We start from the raw sequence: 20,549 nt of genomic DNA, 5'->3' as shown, positions 1-20,549 counted from the left end.
CCGGGGCGGGACTACGAAATCTTTTTTTACAAATTAGATTTCTGTCCCGCTCCCTTTTTATATGATTTCAATCATAATTTTAGTGATATATTCATTCTCATTATTTTTAATAACTGAATCAAATACATATTCTTCATATACATATTCACCCATTGTTAAATTCAATTCACCGATTTTATTTAACATTTTGTTGTACGCTTCTTCAACATGTTCATCAATGCCTATATAATAACCGACTAAATATTTACCTTTTAACGTAACGGTATTTTTGTAGTGCTTTTTAGAATTTGGGATATTCACGTAAAGGTAACTATAATGATAATAATTACCACTTAAAATATCATTTTTATGCGTTACGACACCAATTGGCTGACTAGAAAAAATTTCGTGTGATTTCAGCTCATCAATAAACTGGTTAATCGAAATTAAGAAATCGAGTTCTGAAGCATTCGCGATGTTGTCACTGATATAGAAAGTCATTTCATCATATTCTTCAATTTCAATTTGATCAAAGGATGTTTCCATTGCGTCTCTGATGAGTTGAATCTTACTATCAATAATCATTTCATTGTATTCTAAATGTTTCTTCTGCTCTTGGATCGTTTTCTTCTGTTGTGTCATCAAATTTAAAAAGTGCTCAGGTGATTTATTTTGTGTGTATTCTTTAATTTCTTTCAGTGGCATGCCGAGTTCTTTCAATAAAGTAATCACACTTATAAGTTCAATTTGTTTAATGGAGTAATATCGGTACCCAATTTCATTTTTATAATCTGGTTTAAAAAGATTGATTTTATCATAGTATATGAGTGTCTGACGGCTAACATTTGTTAAGCTTGCAAACTCACTTATAGGTATTTGATTAATTTTTTGCATAAATTAAGTTCCTCCTATTGACTGTATAGTTACTATACACTATAAATTGTATATATTAAAGATTGCATTATGTTATGCAAATCAAAATAAATAGATTAGAATATAGTGAAAATCACTTAATATTTATAAAAGTAATGAAGAAGGAGGTCTAAAATGAATAATAAGTTAAACGTTTTATATTTTAATATATTTTTAATGTTTTTAGGTATTAGTATTGTCATACCAGTTTTACCTACAATTTTGCATGATTTAGATTTAAATGGAAGTGATTTAGGCATGCTGGTCGCAGTATTTGCAATGTTCCAAATGATCGCTTCACCGTTTGGAGGACGATTTGCAGATAAGTTTGGCAAAAAAATTATTATCATTATCGGCCTGCTGTTATTCTCCATTTCAGAATTTATTTTCGCAATGGGTAATACATTTTCAATACTTTTAGTTTCAAGAGTATTAGGTGGCATTAGTGCAGCGTTTGTCATGCCTGGTGTAAATGGTATGATTGGTGATTTATCAACTTCAGAAAATAGAGCAAAGAACTTTAGTTATATGTCAGCCGTTATTAATACAGGGTTCATAGTTGGACCAGGTGTAGGAGGATTCTTAGCAGAAATTTCGCATAGAATGCCTTTTTATTTTGCTGGTGCACTTGGAATCATCGCTTTGTTATTCTCAGTATTCCTTTTAAAAGAAGCAAGTGACGATGATTCAAATGAAACAGCACGTCCTAAAGTCAAAGAGCCATTTCCATATAAATTGTTTGTCGTACCGGTCATCATTATGTTGATATTGTCTTACGGTTTAGCATCTACCGAAACAATGTTCTCATTATATACAGCAGAGAAAGTAGGCTTTGAACCGAAAGATATTTCTATCGCGATTACAGGCGGAGCAATAGTAGGAGTTATATTCCAATTATTCTTATTCGAGAAACTTGTCGGTAAGATCGGTGAAATTAAATTAACGCTATTCTCATTAATCTACTCAGTGTTAATTCTAGGAGCTTTTGTATATGCTTCTCACTATATTACTGTGATGTTAGTCAGTTTCGTAATATTTATAGGATTTGATTTGATCAGACCATCTATGACGAACTATTTCTCTAAATTAGCAGGTAATAACCAAGGAACAGCAGGTGGCTTGAACTCAGCAGCCACAAGTGTTGGTAACTTGATAGGACCATTAGTAGCCGGAGCAGCATTCGATATTAAAATCGACTTCCCGTTATTTATTGCCATGGCATTCTTTATCATCGCTTCAATTATCATCGCATTCTATAGACCAGATAAATTAAAATTCTAATAAAAAGTCAGGGACATCTCGCGTGATGTCCCTGACTTTCTTTTTGGGAGAAGTAAATGGGGTGAGGAGTGTATTGGGGATGGTGTGATGGATAGAGAGGTTTGTAATTATAGAAATGGGGTCGACAAGATAAATAGGAGGTCTGTATTTATCAAGACTGACCAAACAAGATAAATAGGAGTGCTGTATTTATCAAGACTGACTAAACAAGATAAATAGAAGCATTGTATTTATCAAGACTGACTAAACAAGATAAATAGAAGTGCTGTATTTATCAAGATTGACCAAACAAGATAAATAGAAGTGCTGTATTTATCAAGACTGACCAAACAAGATAAATAGGAACCTCGAATATTGCAAGTGGAGGGTGACTAGCAACATTGGAACCTCGAATATTGCAAGACTACCCAAACAAGCAACATACGCTTCCTCAAATACCTCCATCACTCACCAAATACATGCTTTCACCACATCTCGAATATGAAAAAAGGCTGAGATAGCGGTCAATTTCCGCTGTCTCAGCCTTTCTTTTTATTATATTTGATTTAATGCTTGGTTTAAGTCTTCTACTAAGTCTTCAGTATCTTCTATACCGATAGATAAACGGATCATGCCGTCTGCGATACCTTCTTTATGACGAATTTCTGCCGGTATTGATGCATGTGTCATAAGACTTGGTACAGAAATTAAACTTTCTACTGCGCCTAAACTTTCTGCTAATGTGAATAATTTTGTATGTTTAATCACTTCTTTTGCTTTTTCAACATCAGCGACTTCAAATGAAATGATACCTGGGTATCCTGAAGCTTGTTCGAAGTGAATATCACGGTTCACATGGTCTTCGTTTAATGGATGAATTGTTTTAACAACATTTTCATGTTTGTTTAATAATGCTACGACTTCTTTAACGTTTCTATTAATTTGTTCTACTCTTAAACCTAATGTTTTGATACCACGTGTTAATAAATAACTATCTTGAGGCCCTAAAATACCACCAGTTGAATTTTGGATGAAACCAATTCTTTCTCCAAGGCTTTCGTTTGCTGTTACGACTAATCCTGAAACAACATCACTATGTCCACCTAAGTATTTAGTAGCTGAGTGAAGAACAATATCAGCACCTAGGTCTAGTGGATTTTGGTAATAAGGTGTCATAAATGTATTATCTACAACAGTTAACATGTCATGTTTTTTAGCAATGTCACTTGCTGCTTTAATATCTGTTACTTGAAGTAACGGATTTGATGGTGTTTCGATAAATAACATTTTAGTTGTGTCTTTAATAGAAGATTCGATATTGCTTACATCCGTTGTATTGATAAAATCAAATTCAATACCGAAGCGAGAGAATACTTTTGTTAATGCACGGTAAGTACCACCGTATACATCTGAATTAATTAAAATATGGTCACCTTTGTCTAATAACATGATGACTGCTGAGATTGCTGCCATACCAGAACCGAAAGCATAACCATTTGTACCGTGTTCTAAATCCGCAATTAATGTTTCTAATGCCGTACGAGTAGGGTTAGCTGTTCTAGAATATTCATAACCTTGTCTTAAATTTCCGATTCCGTCTTGTTCATAAGTACTTGTTTGATAAATTGGTGTTGTTACCGCACCTGTATATGCATCTGTTGTTTTACCACCATGGATGAGTAATGTTTTTTTATTCATAATCTTTTCCTCCATAATTAAATATATTTTTAGACATATATCTATCACTGCCATCAGGGAAAATGACGACGATATGTCCTTGTTCGATTTGTTTTGAAACGTCTATTGCTGCCTGTAATGCTGCGCCTGATGAACTACCAGCAAGAATACCCTCATTTAGTGCAAGACCTGATACATTTGTAAATGCATCTCGATCCGAAATGACTTTAATATCATCGATTATATCTCTCTTTAGAAATGGTGGCCACTTTTCAACGCCAATACCTTCAGTATCGTGAGCATGCGCTTCGCCACCTGCAAGAATGCTTCCTTCAGGTTCTACAATGATATTACGTACTTGATGTTCTTTCATGACTGAAGCTATTCCTGTAAAAGTTCCGCCAGAACCAGCGCCAGCAATCAAATGTGTGATGTCTGGACATTGTTCAAGAATTTCTGTCGCTAAAGTATGAATATATGCTTGTGGATTCTCTTCATTTTCAAATTGATTGATATAATAAGCGCCGTATTGTTCAGCGTAGGACTGTGCTTGTTGACGGGCACCTAACATACCTTCAGAACGTGGTGTTCTTCTTACTTCTGCCCCTAAAGCTTTCATGATATTCATTTTTTCTTCAGAAAAGCCTTCAGGTGCAAAGATAACGCAGTTAATATTGTAATGGTTCGCTACGATAGCAAGTCCTATACCTGTGTTACCGGCAGTGGCTTCAACTATCGTATCTCCAGAATGAATATTACCTTCAGCTAGTGCATGTTCTATCAAGTGCTTGCCTAGTCGATCTTTAATGCTGCCACCTAAGTTATAACTTTCTAATTTCGCAAATATTTTCACGTTGTCTGTACTGTAATGTTCCAATAAGACAAGTGGTGTATTCCCGATTAAATCGAATGCTTTCATCCCATTACCCCAATATAAATTAATAAATACCTTAGTTTTTCAATAAGAATTATAGGTTAAACATTATTAAAAATCAACTAAATTAAATTTGTTAGAATATTGAAAATATAATAAAAACAAAGTTAGTATATTTTTTATACTCAAAACTATTGACATTTATTAGTAAGGGCGTTATAGTTATCTCGAAATCGAAATAATATTTGAATAGGTGATGAACATGGATAGAACGAAAGAATCATTAAAAGCGCTAGTAGGTATAAAACGTACAAATGATACGTTAGATCGTATTGTTAAACAAGATATGAAAAACTACGGTTTAAATATTACTGAATTTGCTGTAATGGAACTTTTGTATCATAAAGGTGATCAGCCTATTCAAAAAGTAAAACAACGCATTTTAATCGCAAGCAGCAGTACAACTTACGTCATCGATCAACTTGTTAAGAAAGGATATGTAACACGTCGACAAGATGAGCAAGATAAACGTATTATGTATGCTGTTCTGACTGAAAGTGGCCATGAATTGATGGAACGTATTTTTCCACAACATGCCGAAACAATTGAAAAAGCATTTTCGATATTAGATGACGAAGAGCTTGCGATTTTTCGTAGAGCACTTAAAAAAATAAGCGCAAATTCTACTGAGTAGGGGATAGCGCAAATTTTTTTACAACTTATTATTTCGAATTCGAAATAAAAATAAAGAAAGAAGGAAACTATAATGAGTAAACCAGAACTTATCGGTATCCATCACGTAACTGCAATGACAAATGATGCAGTAAGAAACTATGAATTTTTCACACAAGTACTAGGTATGCGTTTAGTTAAGAAAACAGTAAACCAAGATGATATATATACGTACCATACATTTTTCGCAGATGATCAAGGGTCTCCAGGTACAGACATGACATTCTTTGATTTTCCAAATAACCCGAAAGGTAGTCGTGGTACAAATTCAATTAGCCGTGCAGCATTCAGAGTGCCAAACGATGCAGCGCTTGAATATTATTTAAATCGCTTTGAAGAATTTGGCGTTAAACATGATGGTATCCAAGATCTATTCGGTAAAAAGGTATTACCTTTTGAAGAAGAAGATGGCCAAAGATATCAATTAATTTCAGATGAATTAAATGAAGGTGTTAAACCAGGTACTCCTTGGAAAAATGGTCCAGTACCTGAAGATAAAGCGATTTATGGTTTAGGACCAATTGAAATTACAGTGAGCTATTATGAAGATTTCAAATCTGTACTGAAACAAGTTTACGGTATGAAACCAATTATTGAAGAAGATAACGTAACATTGTTAGAAGTTGGTGAAGGCGGTAACGGTGGTCAAGTTATTTTGAGAAAAGACGACCAAGGTCCTGAAGCAAGACAAGGTTACGGTGAAGTACATCATGTATCATTCAGATTGAAAGACCATGAAGCGATTAAAGCATGGGAAGAAAAATATAACGAACTTCGTATTGGTAACTCAGGTAATGTCGATAGATATTATTTTGAAGCGCTATATGCAAGAATCGGTCATATTCTTATTGAAGTATCAACTGATGGTCCAGGATTTATGGGAGATGAACCTTATGAAACATTAGGTGAAAGTCTTGCATTACCACCATTCTTAGAAGCAAAACGTGACTACATTGAATCTGAAATTAAAGCTTTTGATACTAGTAGAAAACATTAATAAGAAAAGGTGTGGCTAAGATGAAGGAGATACGACCAGAAGTCTTATCGCAAAAAGAAAACTATAAATTGTTAATAGGATCTATTATTCCTAGACCAATTGCATTAGTAACGACAGAATCAGATGATAACGTATTGAATATAGCGCCGTTTAGCTTTTTCAATGTTGTATCTTCAGACCCACCGATTCTTTCCGTTGCAGTACAAAGAGTGAATGGTGAAATGAAAGATACTGCACGAAATATCGTTCAGAATAAAGAAGCGGTCGTGCATATTGTAGATACAGATAATGTGCGTGATGCCAATCAAACTGCAGCTCTACTCAGTCATGAAGAGAGTGAACTCGAACGTACGAATTTTGAAACAGTAGATTCAGTTGAAGTTTCTGTGAAAGGCTTAAAGCAAAGTAAAGTTCGATTTGAAGCGGTTCTATATGATGATATTGTAATTGAAAAAGACGGACAACCTATTTCAGATTTATTATTGCTAGAAGTGAAGTATTATCATTTTGACGAGCGTATCTATAATGATGGCTATATTAATAAAGAAGAGCTCAATGCGGTAAGTAGACTTGCCGGGAATGATTATGCAGAAATCGGACACACATTCACAATCGAAAGACCATAATATGATGGGAGATAGTAAATATGAAACATATATTTAAACAAGGTGCACAAGGTACACCAGTATTTCTATTACTTCACGGAACAGGTGGAGATGAAAGAGATTTATTACCATTAGCAGAAATGCTTGACCCGACTTATAGTATTTTGAGTGTTAAAGGTGAAGTATCTGAAAATGGTATGGCTAGATATTTCAAAAGACTCGGAGAAGGGCAATATGACTTAGAAGATTTAGAATATAGAGGACAAGAACTGTATCAATTTATAGAAGCATCATCTAAAGAATATGGCTTTAACTTAGAAGATGTTATTCCAGTTGGATTCTCTAATGGTTCTAATATGGCGATTAATCTCATATTAAGAGAACAAACACCATTTCAAAAAGCATTACTCTTTGCACCACTTTATCCATTAGATTTAGAAAATAATCATAAAGATTTATCTCATTTTAATGTCTTTTTATCAATGGGGGCAAGAGATCCAATCGTTACAAACGCACAAAGCGAGCGCGTGATAGAAATATTTAAAGAACGCAACGCAACCGTGACAGAAGCATGGGTTAACAGTCATGAAATTACCCAAGAAGCGGTACTTAAAGCTAAAGAAATATTATAAAAAGAAGACCAGCTCAACCGAGCTGGTCTTTTCTTGTGTGAGGGGGAGTAGTAGTAGGGAGTGGCTAACGATCAAGAGTAGAAAACAAGATCGTTAGCACGCAAAATCGCAAGGATTCAAAGAGAAAAAATAACATAAAAAAAATCTCATGTGGCACTGAATGATTCAGTCACATGAGATTTTTTTATGATGGTACTTCTGTTCTTTTTTCGCTATGTTTTCTAATAATAGCTGCTGATATAGCTGATACACCACCGAAGATGATAAAGCCTATAAACATCCACATTGTACTATTAAGTTCGATATCGTGGTGTAAATACAATAGTCCTCTTAATGTTTCTGCATAATGTCTAAATGGATTCCATCCAATCATATAGTCTTGATAAAATTGTGGCAACATTTGTGTTGGTAACATAATGAGTTGCATACTAAAGAATAACAATACCATAAATAATGGAATAGCTTTGACACCCAACCATGTCATAAATCCTAAGATTAGACTGATGAAAGCAAGGATCGCGATTGAAATATATAAACCGATTTTAGTTGGTTCATGAATTGTTACATCTAATACGTGCGTCATAAAGTAAATATATCCAAATCCACCGATTAATGCTGTAACAATAGCGCCGCCTAATTGGCCAAGTGAAGCGATAATTCGGTCTTTAATTGTGATATTATTACTTGTTCTGAATGAGAAGAATAGAACAACTGAGCCAACTAATGATGCTAACCATACTGGTGTGAACATTAAGAGTGGTAAGTTTCCGTTAGCTTGATGTGATTTAACAGCGTTCATGTTTGTTTTATCCACTTTAATTGGATTTGTGATACCTTGAATATCTGAAGCTGAAACGTCGACATCCATTTTATCTAAAGTTTGAATACCTTGTTTAGAAATTTGTGTATTTAGTTGATCGCCGATAGTCGTTAACATTGTATTCGCGAGTTGTGCACCTTGCATGCTTGCACCTTCGTTAACGATAATCTCAACTTGCCCTTGTTTAACTTTAACAGGTTCAACTTTGTTTTGTTCTTGCATTTTTTTAGCTTGTTCAGGTGGAATTTGTCCACTTTCAATTTTTTCTTTCATTTGTGACTGCATTTCTTTAATTTTTGCGTCTTGAACAGTCTTTTGAACTTTACTCATAGAATCTTTTGAAAGATTTTCATCTAAAATTAATGCCCCATAATATTTGTTGTCTTTGAAGCCTTGTTTTAAATCTTTCTTACTATCTACATCTACCCATTCAACTTTGTCTGATAAATCTTTATTGTCTTTAATTTTATCTGCAAAAGTTTTCCCGATATTGACATCTTTGTCTTGCATTGTTGTACCCTTATCTTGATTCACAATTGCAATTGGTACTGATTTAGGTTCTGGATTATATGCTGGAATAAAAGCGATCGCTAATAATAATAGTATGACGATTACTAAAATAGGTGTCATCCAAAAAAGTTTCTTTTTGAAAATATTCATATTTTTTCCTCCTTGATTAATGAACATTGTGTTGATTATTAATAACGTTGTTTATTATAATAGAATTTAAGATATTTACAATCGTCAATTGCTTACGATACGTTTATTAATCAACAAATACATGTAAATTGTTCATTAAAATAAGGAGAATGGTTAAAAATGGCAGAAGATCGACGCGTAAGAAAAAGTAAAAGAGCAATTAAAAAAGCATTTATCCAGTTATTAAAAGAAAATAACCTTGATCGTATTACGATACAACAAATTTCAGATTTAGCAGATGTTAATAGAGGAACTTTTTATTTAAATTATGAAGATAAATATGCATTGTTAGATGAAATGGAAAATGAACAAATAGAGGAAATTAAAGGATTTGTAGATATTAGAAAGATGGATTTATCTACTAAGACGAGTGACCGTTTTATTCATGACTTTGCGAATATAATCATTAAAAAAGTCATTACACATATTGAGCATAATATAGAATTTTATCAAGTGATTCTCAACTTAGAACGTAAAAGTCAAATCGAAGAACAATTAGCAGAAATTGTGAGAAGTAATATTAAGCATTTAATAGGTGATAAAGATGATGTATTTGGCATTCCAGAAAATTATTACTTAAGTTATGTAGTAGGTTCAATGATGTCGATGATCAAATATTGGGTATCAGATGAAAATCGCGTATCCGTAGAAGAACTCGTAAATTATGTCTCAACAATCGCATCAACAGGACCATTGTCTATTATGAAACGTATGATAGATGAGAATATTAAGTAATATAGAAGAAAATAATCATGAGATGAATATAATCGGGAGATGGTAGAGAATCTACTGGATTGTGGGCACGAAGACTGAGATATCGTGCGCTATGCTATAAAATAGAGACATATCGCACAGTCATCCACTCAATACAATCCATTCACATTATATAAATATAGAAAAGGCAGGGGCAACTAACGCAACCCCTGCCTTTCATATTACTTTATTTTATTTCATCGCGAGATTTAATAATTTTATTAATAAATCCATAGTCTTTTGCTTCTTGTGTGCTTAACCAGTAGTCACGGCCAGTGTCTTTTTCTACTTTTTCAATATCTTGGCCAGTTTCTCTTGCGATTAGTTCATTAATTTTATGTCTTGTACGAATAATTTCTTTAGCTGTGATTTCCATTTCAACAGATTGACCTTGTACACCGCCAGAAGGCTGATGAATCATGAATCTTGTATTAGGTAGACTGTAGCGATTTTCTTTTTTGCCAGCTAAATAAATAATAACACCTGCACTTACTACCCAACCAGAACCGATAATATTAACTTCTGGTTTAACGAAATTAATCATATCATGAATGTAATAACCTGAATCTACATGACCGCCTTGGCTTGAAATAAATAGATTGATAGGTTCATCACTCATTGCTTCTAATAGTAATAGTTGATTACCGACTTCTTTTGCCACTTTATCATTGATTTCCCCGGTAATAATAACAGTACGTGTTTCTAATAACTTTTCAGTAAGTATATCTTTTTCGTTATGTTTTTCTTCAGACATGAAATCACTCCTATAATGATTGATAATACTATTGTGAACGAGTGCGATTTTGATTTCAAATAATTTGACCTATTTTGACTAAATTTAAATATTAAGTAAATCGTTAAATGATTCAGCCATTGTAGGGTGCGTATATATGTTATCTCTTAAAACGGTATATGGAATTTGTTGATCCATTGCAAGTTTCAGAATGTTAATCAATTCTTCAGATTCTTTACCATAAAGACTTGCACCTAAAATGAGTTTACTATCAGCATCTATAACAACTTTAAATAAACCTCTGTCATCATGATTAATTTTATGGCGAGGGATATTCTTCACTTCAATTTGACCTTCTAAAATATTGTGACCATTTTTCTTAGCTTTACTTGCAGTATAGCCAATTCTTGAAAGTGGAGGATCTAAAAATACTGTGTAAGGTACATATCCTCTATTTTCAGTTGTGCGGTGCTGTTTGCCAACTAAATGGTCTTTAACAATACGGTAATCGTCTAATGAAATATAAGTAAATTGAGGACCGCCTTTAACATCTCCGACAGCATAAATATGGTCTACAGAAGTTTGTAGATACTCATTAACTTTAATTTCACCTTTATCTCCAAGTTCGATATCTGTATTTTCTAAAGCTAAATCAGTATTAGGCACACGACCAGTCGCAAGTAATACCGCGTCACCTGTTATATCACCTTGAGAAGTATGCACGATGGGACGATTATCTTTAGTAGAGAAGGCTGTTACTTCAGCTTCGTCAATAAATTCAATATCCTGACTAATGATTTCATCATAAATAAGAGAAGCAATATCTTTATCTTCAGTTACTAATACATGCTTACGAGGATGGACGATTTTAATTTTACTGCCCAATTTTGAAAAGATTGTCGCAAATTCTAATGCAATATAACCAGCACCAATAATGACAAGTGTTTCAGGTAAGTGATCTAATGACATTATGCCTTTAGAATCATAAATATTTTCAGTAGTCTCAATACCTTCTATTTCTGGAATATTTGAACGCGTACCCGTATTAATGATAATCTTATCCGCTTGAATCGTTTCAACTGTTTCATTAGATTCATTTAAAAGTAATACCGTATGGTTATCTTTAAAATGTGCTTTATAAGTGTACACTTCGATATTGTCATCAGAATTAAGATTGTTAAAATTCTTCTTATTTAAAGCAGCAACGACATCTTTCTTACGATTCATCGCTTCAGAAAACGAATGATGTTCCAGGCTCTCGTGGAGTAATGTCTTACTAGGAATACAACCAACATTGATACACGTACCACCATACATATTTGAATCCTGCTCAATAACCGCGACCTTCTGACCTTGCCCTGCAAAATCTTTAGCAAGCGTCTTACCAGCCTTACCAAAACCAATAATCAACATATCAAATCGTTTCATTTACAAAACCTCCATTTGTGATGATTTATATTTAGTATAACGCTTTTAGGAATGTAAATCTGTGTAAGATGCTTCAATATGAGATAACAAAACTTTTATTATTTTAACGTTTTCAAATTTATGCATAAAAATCCAAATTAATTATGAAAGCGTTTAATACTATAATGAATTTACAAATTACATAGGAGGCAAAAGATATGTCTAATAATTGGTTAGAGATAGAACGTAAAGTCATAATTGTTACAGGTGGAACATCTGGAATCGGTAGACAGATTGTGAATTCTCTATTAGAAAATGGTGCAATTGTATATAATGTAGATTTAAAAGATAATCCAATTGATAATGAACATTATTATTTTATTCAAACGGATGTTACAGATGAAGAAGCGGTTCAAAGTACAGTTAGTCAAATTTTAGAAGAGCAATCTCAAATTGATGTACTCGTTAATAATGCAGGCATAAACTTACCTAGATTATTAGTGGATGTTAAAGGTGAAAAACCAGAATACGAAATAAATATGAAAGATTTAGATTTAATGTTTGGTGTGAATTTAAAAGGACCCATATTATTTAGCCAAGAAGTAGGTAGACAATTCGTCAAAAATAATAAAGGTATTATTGTTAATATTGCGAGTGAAGCTGGTCAAGAAGGCTCAGAAGGTCAAAGTATATATTCTGCTACAAAAGCCGCATTAATCGGATTTACAAGAAGTTGGGCTAAAGAATTAGGTAAATATAATATTAAAGTTGTAGCAATTGCTCCAGGAATATTAGAAGAAACTGGATTACGAACTAAACAATATGAGGAAGCATTAGCTTATAGTAGAAATACAACTGTCGATAAGCTTAATGGTGATTATTCAAAATCTATACCATTAAGAAGAGTTGGAGAATTAAAAGAAGTAGCTGATTTAGTTTGTTATTTAAGCTCAGATAAATCGAGCTATATTACGGGAACAACAATTAACATTTCTGGTGGTAAATCAAGAGGTTAAATTAAGAGATAGAAAGGTGGGGAAGTTATGTTATTGAATAAAAAACATTTATTAGTAATAGAAGTATTGCAGAAAGAACATATATCAACTGATAAACTTGCCCACCAACTTTCTATATCTCAAAGAACCTTATCTAACTATATTAATCAATTACTTACACATTTTGGTGGCTCAATTAGTATTATTAAAGATCACCATGAAATATCGATGATTGTATTAGATGAATCAGTATTCTTTAATATTTTACAAAAACTAAAAAATAATATAAATAAAAGCATTCATGAAGTAGAAGCTAGAGAGGAAAGTGTTTTTAATTATTTATTGAATAATGGTATTTGCACAATCGATGATATTGCTGAAGAGCTATATTTGAGTAAAAGTATCGTTAATAATACTTTGATAGAAATAAAAAATATATTAAAAAATTACAAAGTTGAAATTAAAGGTACTCAAAATGTAGGACTCAGAATCGAAGGTACTGAAATTGAAATAAGGAAAGTATTGATTGAATGTTTTCCAAATCAATACAAAAGTACTATTTTACCAGAACGTATAAATGAAATATTAAAAAATATTCAAGAGAAGTTTAACTTAGACGCTACTAGTTATAGAAGATTAAGACTTTCTACACAGGTCATATTAACTAGGTTAGACGAAGGATTTAATATTCAACAAAATGTTCAAATAGACGAGAGAGTTTATGATTCGGAAGACTTCAAAGTTGTTAGTGATATAAAGGATTATATTGAGAAGCATTATGAAGTTGTATTTCCAAATTTAGAAATTTTACTAATCGTTTTTCAAATTATAGGTAGGAGAGCTTCAATTATTGATGAAATGATAAATGAACAAGATCAGACAATACTTAATAGTATTATTGAAAATACTATTAAAGACATTAACTTTTACTACACTATAAAAATAGATGAGCAACTGTTCAGTAATGATATAAAACTCCATATCAAATATCTTATTAATAGACTCATATTCGAAATTAATATTCATAATGATTTAATAGATGAGATTAAAAAGAGATATCCATTTGCTTATGAATTATCAAAGGTACTTGCAGAAAATATTGAAAAAGAATTAGATATAGAAGTTCCTTTAAATGAACTTGGATTTTTATCAATTTATTTTAGTGTTTACTTGCAGCAATTAGAACAAAAGTTAAAAGAAATAAAGACGATTGCGTTTATAACAGACCAGGGATTAAGTAGTGGAAAATTGGTCACAGTGCAATTAGAAAGAATCTTTGGTAAAGATATTCAAGTGAAAGTAATAAATGAAAATCAAATTCAATTGAATGATATAGATCAATTTGATTTAGTAGTTTCAACAATAAAAAGTAATAGATTATTCAATAAAATTATTTATGTAGATAATATTTTAGATGAGCAAGCTTTGAAACTTAAGATAGAGCAGTTTCTAATATATAAAGATGTTAATAATCGCCAATTATTTAATAATAGTATTTTAGTTGATTTTATAAACGAGTCTGATGTTTATCATATTAGTAAAAGAATGAACTACAAAGATGTCATTCGCTATTTATCACTTGAAATGATTGATGAAGAGAAAGTAGATTCTAGCTTTTCGAATAGAATCCTAGAAAGAGAAGATAATAAATCTACTATTACTGGTTTATTAGGCTTCCCTCATACTAGCCACAGTCTAAATGATATATGGGTGAAGTTTTGTATATTAGATGAACCTCTATTAGATTATGAAAATGTAAAAATTATTGTAATGGTAGCAACACCAGAAAATGAAGGTAATGAAGCGGTACTAATTCGGTTATATGAAGAAATATTAGCAATTACAGCTAACAGTTATATCATTGAAAAAATCAATCGTGATACGGATTATATATCGCTTGCACATATACTAAATAAAGAAATCGGAGGTTAGTTATGTTTTTTATTATATTGATTATCATGTTAGCTGTTGGATTTGTAATTCAGTATTTATTAGGACTACTTCAAATTAAAAATTTTACAAAGCATTATACAAATATGCGTGAAAAAGGGCGTGTAGCAATAGGTAGAAGACCAGCAATTTTAAAAGCTGGGACACTCGTTTTACTACAAATAAATAATCGAAATGAAATAGAAGAAGCGAGATATATGCAAGGGGTAACCGTATTTTCTAAATTTAAAAAATTAAAAGGTTTAGATGGTTATAAAATCAATAAATTAAGAGATTCAGACTTGAAAAAATATAACAAGTTGTTAATTAAAGCAATATTGGACGCACAACATACATTTAACGTCATTCAATCAGGAGGAGAAATTGAGAAGATTCCATCTCCAATAATAAAGGCAGTTAAAAAAATAAATGGAATGTTTAAAAAAGAAGGGAGTAAATCAACATGGACTTCATAGTTAAGTTAGCTGAAGGATTTATTAAGTTATTTCAAACAGGTGCAGATACATTTATAGACTGGATGACAACAATTGTACCACTCGTTCTGATGTTATTAATTGCAATGAATACTTTAATTCAATTAATCGGGGAGCACCGCATTAATATTATTGCTCAAAAATCATCTAAAAACCCATTATTAAGATATTTGGTATTACCATTCCTAGGATCGTTTATGTTAGCAAATCCAATGGTACATTCGCTCGGTAGATTTATGCCTGAAAAATATAAACCAAGTTATTTTGCTTCAGCTGCACAATTTGCACATACAAGTAATGGTATTTTCCCACATATAAACCCAGCAGAGTTATTTATTTTTATGGGGATTGCAAATGGTATTCAACAATTGGGATTACCAATGACAGATTTAGCAGTTAGATATTTACTAGTTGGTCTTGTTATGAACTTTATTGGTGGATGGGTAACGGACTTTACAACAAGTTATGTTGAGAAACAACAAAAAGTTAAATTAAGTACTGAAGTTAAACTTGAAGGGTGAGGTGACATAAAATGAGTCAAAAAGCTAAAGTTGTAAAAGGTTCAGGTGGATTTGGTGGACCATTAGAAATAGGTATTGAAGGTAAAAAAGATAAAGTTATGTATGTTACTGGCGGTCATAAACCAGATATCGTTGATAAAATTTGTGAAATAACTGGAGGAACACCAGTTAATGGTTTTGAAACATCAGTACCTGAAGATGAAATCATGGTTGCTGTTATTGATTGTGGTGGAACTTTGAGATGTGGTATATATCCTCAAAAAGGTATCCCTACAATAAATATAATGGCAACTGGTAAAAGTGGTCCATTAAGACAATATATTACTGAAGAAATTTATGTTTCTAATGTCGATGTTGATCAAGTGACAGTAGCTGGAGAAAATAATTCTACTGGTAATGATACTGACTCTAACAATTCTGCAGATACTTCAGAAGAAAAATCGACTTATTCTAAGAATAAAAAAATTATGGAAACAAGAGCAGAGCAAGAGAATAAATCACTTTTAACTAAAATAGGTTTAGGTGCAGGTAAAGTAATCAATACTTTCTACCAAGCTGCTCGTGATGCAGTAGAAACGATGTTGCATACAATCATTCCATTTATGGGATTTGTTGCATTGCTAATTGGTATTATTCAAGGATCAGGAATTGGTGATTTATTTGCTAAATTTATGTCACCATTAGCAGGTAATATTTGGGGATTATTAGCTATTGGGCTTATATGTTCATTGCCATTCTTAAGTCCATTATTAGGACCTGGTGGCGTTATCGGCCAAGTATTAGGAACACTTATTGGTGTTGAAATTGGTAAAGGTAACATTCCTCCTCATTTAGCATTACCAGCATTATTTGCAATAAATACACAAAATGCTGCAGACTTTATTCCGGTTGGTTTAGGTTTAGCAGAAGCAGAAACTAAAACGATTGAAGTTGGTGTGCCATCTGTTCTATATTCAAGGTTCTTAAACGGTGTACCTAGGGTGTTCGTCGCCTGGTTAGCAAGCTTCGGTTTATATAAATAATTAAGGAGAGTAAATGATATGTATCAAACAGAGATTAAAAAAATAGGAAAAGATGCTAATGCATTTGAAGCAGAAAAGATGATTATATTATTCGGTGATAACGCACCAGATGAATTAGTAGATTTTTGTTACATTATTGATATTAATCGAGTTGAAAATGAGATTACTGAATCAAACAAATTAGTAATTGATGGAACAGAATATGGAATTACAAAAGTCGGTTCTGCAGTAAATAAAAATTTAAATGATTTAGGGCATATTACTTTAAAATTTGATGGAAGTACAAATGCAGAACAATCTGGATCATTATATTTAGAAGACAAATCACTTGTTTCACTTCAAGTCGGTTCAAAGATTGAAATCATGTAAAATAACTTGAACAGAAAAAAGCTTTGAAATAAGTTTTTTTCTGTTTTTTTATAAAATCATCCAAGAAATATGAGTAATATTACAAAATTGGTCGACCACTTATAAGGCTACTAAACTTATGTGTTTGTGGTGGTTTTCACAAAAGTGAACGCTCAACAAAGTGTAAAATTACAGTTGTGCTTATTTTTCAATATGGTAGTATACATAACTATATTGAAAGGGTGTTTATAAAAACATGAAATTCAACAAGAATAAAATAAATGTTGTAGATATGAAACAAACTAAAAAAAGTGTTTATGCTACAGGTATTGGTAATGCTATGGAATGGTTTGACTTTGGTCTTTATTCTTATTTAGCAATTATCATTAGTAAGAATTTCTTTACATCAGTTGAAAATGATGAACTGAAATTAGTCTTTACTTTCGCTACATTTGCGATTGCGTTCTTAATGAGACCTCTTGGTGGTATTATATTTGGTAGAATCGGAGATAAACTTGGCCGAAAAACTGTTCTTACAACTACTATCGTATTGATGGCAGCTTCAACGTTATTAATTGGATTATTGCCTACTTATGATCAAATAGGTATTTGGGCACCAGTCTTATTACTAATAGCGAGAATTATTCAAGGGTTCTCAACTGGTGGGGAATATGCAGGTGCAATGGTATATATTGCAGAATCTTCTCCAGACAATAGAAGAAGTGCTTTAGGTAGTGGATTAGAAATTGGTACTTTAGGTGGCTATATTTTAGCTTCGTTATTAGCAAGTGGATTATTTATTGGTTTATCAGATGCACAAATGCAAGCATGGGGTTGGAGAATTCCATTCATTCTAGGTGCACCACTTGGTTTAGTTGGACTTTATTTAAGAAGACATTTAGATGAAACACCAATTTTTGAAAATGATATTTCTGATAATGATGAAAAACCAGAACCATTCATTTCAATTATTCAAAATCACAAAAAAGATATTATCGTTTGCTTTATAGCAGTTGCGTTCTTTAATATTACAAACTACATGTTACTTTCATATATGCCGTCATACTTGGACGAAGTAATTGGTATTTCAACAACAGTTAGTACCATCCTTATTACAAGTGTTATGGTTATTATGGTGCCATTAGCATTTATATTTGGTCGTTTAAGTGACAAAATCGGTAACAAAAAAGTTGTGTTATTCGGTACATTTGGTTTAACAGCATTTTCAATGCTAGGGTTCTATTTCATAGGACTTAACCAATTAATGTTTATTTCATTAGGTATCTTTATTCTTGGCTTCTTCTTATCAACATATGAAGGTGCAATGCCAAGTTTATTACCAAGTATTTTCTATACAGATGTTCGTTACCGTACATTAGCCGTTACATTTAATGTATCTGTTTCAATATTTGGTGGTACAACACCATTAGTTTCAACATGGTTAGTGCATGTCACACAAAATCCATTAGCACCAGCTTATTATTTAACAGCTGTAAGTGTTATAGGATTTGTAACGATACTATTCCTATTTGAAACAACATCAGGCAAAGCATTAAAAGGATCATATCCAACAGTATCTTCTAAAAAAGATTACGAACATGTCGTTAAAAATCCTGAAGATGCATTATGGTGGACAGAACAAGAATTACAAAAAGGTAAAGTAAAAGCAGATTAAGATAGATATTAAGAAAGCCGAAGACGTTTATGACGTCTGCGGCTTTTTTTAATGTTTGCTTTTAACAAATAATGATGTGATGAGTCCTAATGCTGCAACTGTACTTATAAAATAAAATACAAATTGTACAGCATGTGCGATTATTTCTCTTCCATTTAAATCACTTGAGCTACCTGTTACTTGTTGTTGTCCGATAGTATACAGTGTTATAGCTAGTGCGGTACCAGCAGAACCTGCAACTTGCATTAATGTATTCATAGCGGCTGAACCATCTGCGTACAAGTTTGGCGGTAGTTGGTTAAGACCATTCGTTTGAGCGGGCATCATAACCATCGTTACACCTAGAAATAGGACGATGAATAAGCAAATGATTACCCAGACAGGTGTTGATGATGAGAGTACGATTGTAAATCCAATACTCGAAATTAATATTAATAAAAATCCAGATATACCAAAATATCTTGCGCCGTATTTATCAAACATTGTTCCGATAATTGGAGATAATACAAAGTTTGTTGCATTTCCTGGTAATAGAACTAAACCAGCAAGTGCAGCTGATAAAAGTAGGCTGCCTTTTAAATAAATAGGTAATAAAATAGCTGTTGATAATATAACCAACATTAATAAGAAAATCATTATGACACCTAACGTAAACATTGGATGTTTAAAGACCGATAGATTTAACATAGGTTCTTTCATATTTAATTGTCTCATACAGAAAAGTATTAACGCTATTATCGCAACGATAAGTGGTAACCATATGACAGGAGAACTGATTGAAACTTCTGCCATCGTACTTAATGCGTAAATTAATCCTGCAAATCCAAAGGTAGATAAAATGATAGAGATAAAGTCGATTTTTGGTTTCGTAATTTCTGAGACATTATTAATTTTAGTGTATGCGAAAATGGATAAAATGATATAAAATAATGCGCTAAACCAAAAAATAAAATGCCAACTTAATGTTGAAATAATAATCCCAGAAAGCGTTGGTCCGATAGCTGGTGCTAGCGTAATAACTAACCCCATTATACCCATTACGATACCACGTTTATTGATTGGGAATATTGTGAGCATAACGGTCATCATAACAGGAAGGATAATACCTGTTCCAATAGCTTGAATGAGTCGCCCAATCATCAATATGGCAAAGATAGGTGAATAGGCTGCAAACAAAGTACCAATCAATGAAATAATAAATCCACCTAAAACAAGCTGACGTGTTGTAAACCAACGTGTTAAATACGCGGAAATTGGTACTAGTATAGCAAGGACTAATAGATAACCAGTTGTTAACCATTGAGCTAATGGTGCACTTATATGATAATCTTCCATAACATTTGTTAAACCCATGTTTAATGCTGTTTCTCCAAATAAGCCTATAAATGCACCTAACATTAATATTAAGGCCATTGCTTTTGGACTTTTAACTTCTACTTCTGCTTTGATCATAAATTATTTAATCTCCTTCTACTAGTGAATACA

General features: G+C 32.3%; 20 protein-coding genes. 13 read left to right on the top strand and 7 right to left on the bottom strand.

Annotated elements, in window-relative coordinates; translation table 11 throughout:
• Positions 1 to 57: 57 nt before the first annotated feature.
• Positions 58 to 873 (bottom strand): MerR family transcriptional regulator, encoded by an 816-nt coding sequence (locus CD035_RS05685; RefSeq protein ID WP_048541707.1) that lies wholly within the window; start codon positions 871 to 873, stop codon positions 58 to 60.
• Positions 874 to 1,026: 153 nt separating this feature from the next.
• Here CD035_RS05685 and norA point away from each other — a divergent pair, with 153 nt between their 5' ends.
• On the top strand, positions 1,027 to 2,172 hold the full coding sequence (norA, locus tag CD035_RS05680; protein WP_048541708.1) for a multidrug efflux MFS transporter NorA: 1,146 nt from the start codon (positions 1,027 to 1,029) through the stop codon (positions 2,170 to 2,172).
• Positions 2,173 to 2,706: 534 nt separating this feature from the next.
• Here norA and CD035_RS05675 read toward each other — a convergent pair.
• Both CD035_RS05675 and CD035_RS05670 read right to left on the bottom strand, forming a co-directional pair.
• Entirely contained in the window at positions 2,707 to 3,849 is a 1,143-nt protein-coding gene (locus CD035_RS05675) for an aminotransferase class I/II-fold pyridoxal phosphate-dependent enzyme (RefSeq protein WP_037589358.1), read from the bottom strand.
• Positions 3,842 to 4,747, bottom strand: a complete 906-nt coding sequence (locus tag CD035_RS05670) for a PLP-dependent cysteine synthase family protein (RefSeq protein WP_048541711.1) — start codon at positions 4,745 to 4,747, stop codon at positions 3,842 to 3,844. Before CD035_RS05670 ends, CD035_RS05675 begins: the two co-directional genes overlap by 8 nt.
• Positions 4,748 to 4,964: 217 nt before the next feature.
• On the opposite strand from CD035_RS05670, the gene CD035_RS05665 reads away from it, so the two are divergent.
• The 4 genes from CD035_RS05665 to mhqD all read left to right on the top strand — a co-directional run bounded on the left by CD035_RS05665 (position 4,965) and on the right by mhqD (position 7,668).
• Positions 4,965 to 5,396, top strand: coding sequence for a MarR family winged helix-turn-helix transcriptional regulator (locus CD035_RS05665; protein WP_048541713.1), 432 nt, complete (start codon positions 4,965 to 4,967; stop codon positions 5,394 to 5,396).
• 72 nt (positions 5,397 to 5,468) lie between these two features.
• Positions 5,469 to 6,431, top strand: a complete 963-nt coding sequence (gene mhqE, locus CD035_RS05660; protein ID WP_048541715.1) for a ring-cleaving dioxygenase MhqE — start codon at positions 5,469 to 5,471, stop codon at positions 6,429 to 6,431.
• A gap of 20 nt (positions 6,432 to 6,451) precedes the next feature.
• Positions 6,452 to 7,057 (top strand): flavin reductase family protein, encoded by a 606-nt coding sequence (locus tag CD035_RS05655; RefSeq protein ID WP_048541717.1) that lies wholly within the window; start codon positions 6,452 to 6,454, stop codon positions 7,055 to 7,057.
• A gap of 20 nt (positions 7,058 to 7,077) precedes the next feature.
• Entirely contained in the window at positions 7,078 to 7,668 is a 591-nt protein-coding gene (gene mhqD, locus CD035_RS05650) for a methylhydroquinone degradation carboxylesterase MhqD (protein ID WP_048541719.1), read from the top strand.
• 184 nt (positions 7,669 to 7,852) lie between these two features.
• On the opposite strand, the gene CD035_RS05645 is transcribed toward mhqD, so the two are convergent.
• On the bottom strand, positions 7,853 to 9,148 hold the full coding sequence (locus tag CD035_RS05645; protein WP_048541721.1) for a YhgE/Pip domain-containing protein: 1,296 nt from the start codon (positions 9,146 to 9,148) through the stop codon (positions 7,853 to 7,855).
• Between the two features lie 159 nt (positions 9,149 to 9,307).
• Here CD035_RS05645 and CD035_RS05640 point away from each other — a divergent pair, with 159 nt between their 5' ends.
• A complete protein-coding gene (locus tag CD035_RS05640) occupies positions 9,308 to 9,922 on the top strand; it encodes a TetR/AcrR family transcriptional regulator (RefSeq protein ID WP_048541723.1) in 615 nt (204 codons plus the stop codon).
• A 205-nt stretch (positions 9,923 to 10,127) separates the two neighbouring features.
• On the opposite strand, the gene CD035_RS05635 is transcribed toward CD035_RS05640, so the two are convergent.
• Together CD035_RS05635 and merA are read right to left on the bottom strand one after the other, a co-directional pair.
• Entirely contained in the window at positions 10,128 to 10,694 is a 567-nt protein-coding gene (locus CD035_RS05635) for an ATP-dependent Clp protease proteolytic subunit (RefSeq protein ID WP_048541725.1), read from the bottom strand.
• Positions 10,695 to 10,778: 84 nt separating this feature from the next.
• The gene (merA, locus tag CD035_RS05630) at positions 10,779 to 12,101 is read right to left on the bottom strand and encodes a hypothiocyanous acid reductase MerA (protein WP_048541727.1); all 1,323 of its coding nucleotides are present in this window, start codon (positions 12,099 to 12,101) and stop codon (positions 10,779 to 10,781) included.
• A 197-nt stretch (positions 12,102 to 12,298) separates the two neighbouring features.
• Here merA and CD035_RS05625 point away from each other — a divergent pair, with 197 nt between their 5' ends.
• From CD035_RS05625 to CD035_RS05595, 7 genes are all read left to right on the top strand, one after another.
• On the top strand, positions 12,299 to 13,096 hold the full coding sequence (locus CD035_RS05625; protein ID WP_048541729.1) for an SDR family oxidoreductase: 798 nt from the start codon (positions 12,299 to 12,301) through the stop codon (positions 13,094 to 13,096).
• Positions 13,097 to 13,123: 27 nt separating this feature from the next.
• A complete protein-coding gene (locus tag CD035_RS05620; RefSeq protein WP_048541731.1) occupies positions 13,124 to 15,007 on the top strand; it encodes a BglG family transcription antiterminator in 1,884 nt (627 codons plus the stop codon).
• Between the two features lie 2 nt (positions 15,008 to 15,009).
• A complete protein-coding gene (locus CD035_RS05615; RefSeq protein ID WP_048541733.1) occupies positions 15,010 to 15,480 on the top strand; it encodes a transcriptional regulator GutM in 471 nt (156 codons plus the stop codon).
• The gene (gene srlA, locus CD035_RS05610) at positions 15,468 to 16,019 is read left to right on the top strand and encodes a PTS glucitol/sorbitol transporter subunit IIC (protein WP_025905738.1); all 552 of its coding nucleotides are present in this window, start codon (positions 15,468 to 15,470) and stop codon (positions 16,017 to 16,019) included. Before CD035_RS05615 ends, srlA begins: the two co-directional genes overlap by 13 nt.
• Positions 16,020 to 16,030: 11 nt before the next feature.
• Positions 16,031 to 17,041 carry a PTS glucitol/sorbitol transporter subunit IIB gene (gene srlE, locus CD035_RS05605; RefSeq protein ID WP_048541735.1) on the top strand — a complete coding sequence of 337 codons (1,011 nt, stop codon included), beginning with the start codon at positions 16,031 to 16,033 and terminating at the stop codon, positions 17,039 to 17,041.
• Positions 17,042 to 17,059: 18 nt separating this feature from the next.
• Positions 17,060 to 17,410, top strand: a complete 351-nt coding sequence (locus tag CD035_RS05600; RefSeq protein ID WP_048541737.1) for a PTS glucitol/sorbitol transporter subunit IIA — start codon at positions 17,060 to 17,062, stop codon at positions 17,408 to 17,410.
• Between the two features lie 235 nt (positions 17,411 to 17,645).
• Positions 17,646 to 19,064 carry an MFS transporter gene (locus tag CD035_RS05595; RefSeq protein ID WP_048541739.1) on the top strand — a complete coding sequence of 473 codons (1,419 nt, stop codon included), beginning with the start codon at positions 17,646 to 17,648 and terminating at the stop codon, positions 19,062 to 19,064.
• Positions 19,065 to 19,112: 48 nt separating this feature from the next.
• Here the strand turns inward: CD035_RS05595 and CD035_RS05590 are convergent, their stop codons facing one another.
• Positions 19,113 to 20,513 (bottom strand): DHA2 family efflux MFS transporter permease subunit, encoded by a 1,401-nt coding sequence (locus CD035_RS05590; protein ID WP_103354207.1) that lies wholly within the window; start codon positions 20,511 to 20,513, stop codon positions 19,113 to 19,115.
• Between the last annotated feature and the right edge of the window lie 36 nt (positions 20,514 to 20,549).

The sequence above is a fragment of the Mammaliicoccus sciuri genome, assembly GCF_002901825.1.
GTDB classification, from domain to species: domain Bacteria; phylum Bacillota; class Bacilli; order Staphylococcales; family Staphylococcaceae; genus Mammaliicoccus; species Mammaliicoccus sciuri.
This window is presented reverse-complemented; position numbering and strand designations above follow the sequence as displayed.

Coding starts and splice junctions, on each gene's coding strand:
- CD035_RS05635 (WP_048541725.1), bottom strand. CDS start 10,694: ATGTCTGAAGAAAAACATAACGAAAAAGATATACTTACTGAAAAGTTA.
- CD035_RS05615 (WP_048541733.1), top strand. CDS start 15,010: ATGTTTTTTATTATATTGATTATCATGTTAGCTGTTGGATTTGTAATT.
- srlA (WP_025905738.1), top strand. CDS start 15,468: ATGGACTTCATAGTTAAGTTAGCTGAAGGATTTATTAAGTTATTTCAA.
- CD035_RS05640 (WP_048541723.1), top strand. CDS start 9,308: ATGGCAGAAGATCGACGCGTAAGAAAAAGTAAAAGAGCAATTAAAAAA.
- CD035_RS05600 (WP_048541737.1), top strand. CDS start 17,060: ATGTATCAAACAGAGATTAAAAAAATAGGAAAAGATGCTAATGCATTT.
- norA (WP_048541708.1), top strand. CDS start 1,027: ATGAATAATAAGTTAAACGTTTTATATTTTAATATATTTTTAATGTTT.
- CD035_RS05665 (WP_048541713.1), top strand. CDS start 4,965: ATGGATAGAACGAAAGAATCATTAAAAGCGCTAGTAGGTATAAAACGT.
- CD035_RS05675 (WP_037589358.1), bottom strand. CDS start 3,849: ATGAATAAAAAAACATTACTCATCCATGGTGGTAAAACAACAGATGCA.
- CD035_RS05685 (WP_048541707.1), bottom strand. CDS start 873: ATGCAAAAAATTAATCAAATACCTATAAGTGAGTTTGCAAGCTTAACA.
- CD035_RS05655 (WP_048541717.1), top strand. CDS start 6,452: ATGAAGGAGATACGACCAGAAGTCTTATCGCAAAAAGAAAACTATAAA.
- CD035_RS05595 (WP_048541739.1), top strand. CDS start 17,646: ATGAAATTCAACAAGAATAAAATAAATGTTGTAGATATGAAACAAACT.
- CD035_RS05645 (WP_048541721.1), bottom strand. CDS start 9,148: ATGAATATTTTCAAAAAGAAACTTTTTTGGATGACACCTATTTTAGTA.
- mhqE (WP_048541715.1), top strand. CDS start 5,469: ATGAGTAAACCAGAACTTATCGGTATCCATCACGTAACTGCAATGACA.
- CD035_RS05670 (WP_048541711.1), bottom strand. CDS start 4,747: ATGAAAGCATTCGATTTAATCGGGAATACACCACTTGTCTTATTGGAA.
- CD035_RS05620 (WP_048541731.1), top strand. CDS start 13,124: ATGTTATTGAATAAAAAACATTTATTAGTAATAGAAGTATTGCAGAAA.
- srlE (WP_048541735.1), top strand. CDS start 16,031: ATGAGTCAAAAAGCTAAAGTTGTAAAAGGTTCAGGTGGATTTGGTGGA.
- CD035_RS05625 (WP_048541729.1), top strand. CDS start 12,299: ATGTCTAATAATTGGTTAGAGATAGAACGTAAAGTCATAATTGTTACA.
- mhqD (WP_048541719.1), top strand. CDS start 7,078: ATGAAACATATATTTAAACAAGGTGCACAAGGTACACCAGTATTTCTA.
- merA (WP_048541727.1), bottom strand. CDS start 12,101: ATGAAACGATTTGATATGTTGATTATTGGTTTTGGTAAGGCTGGTAAG.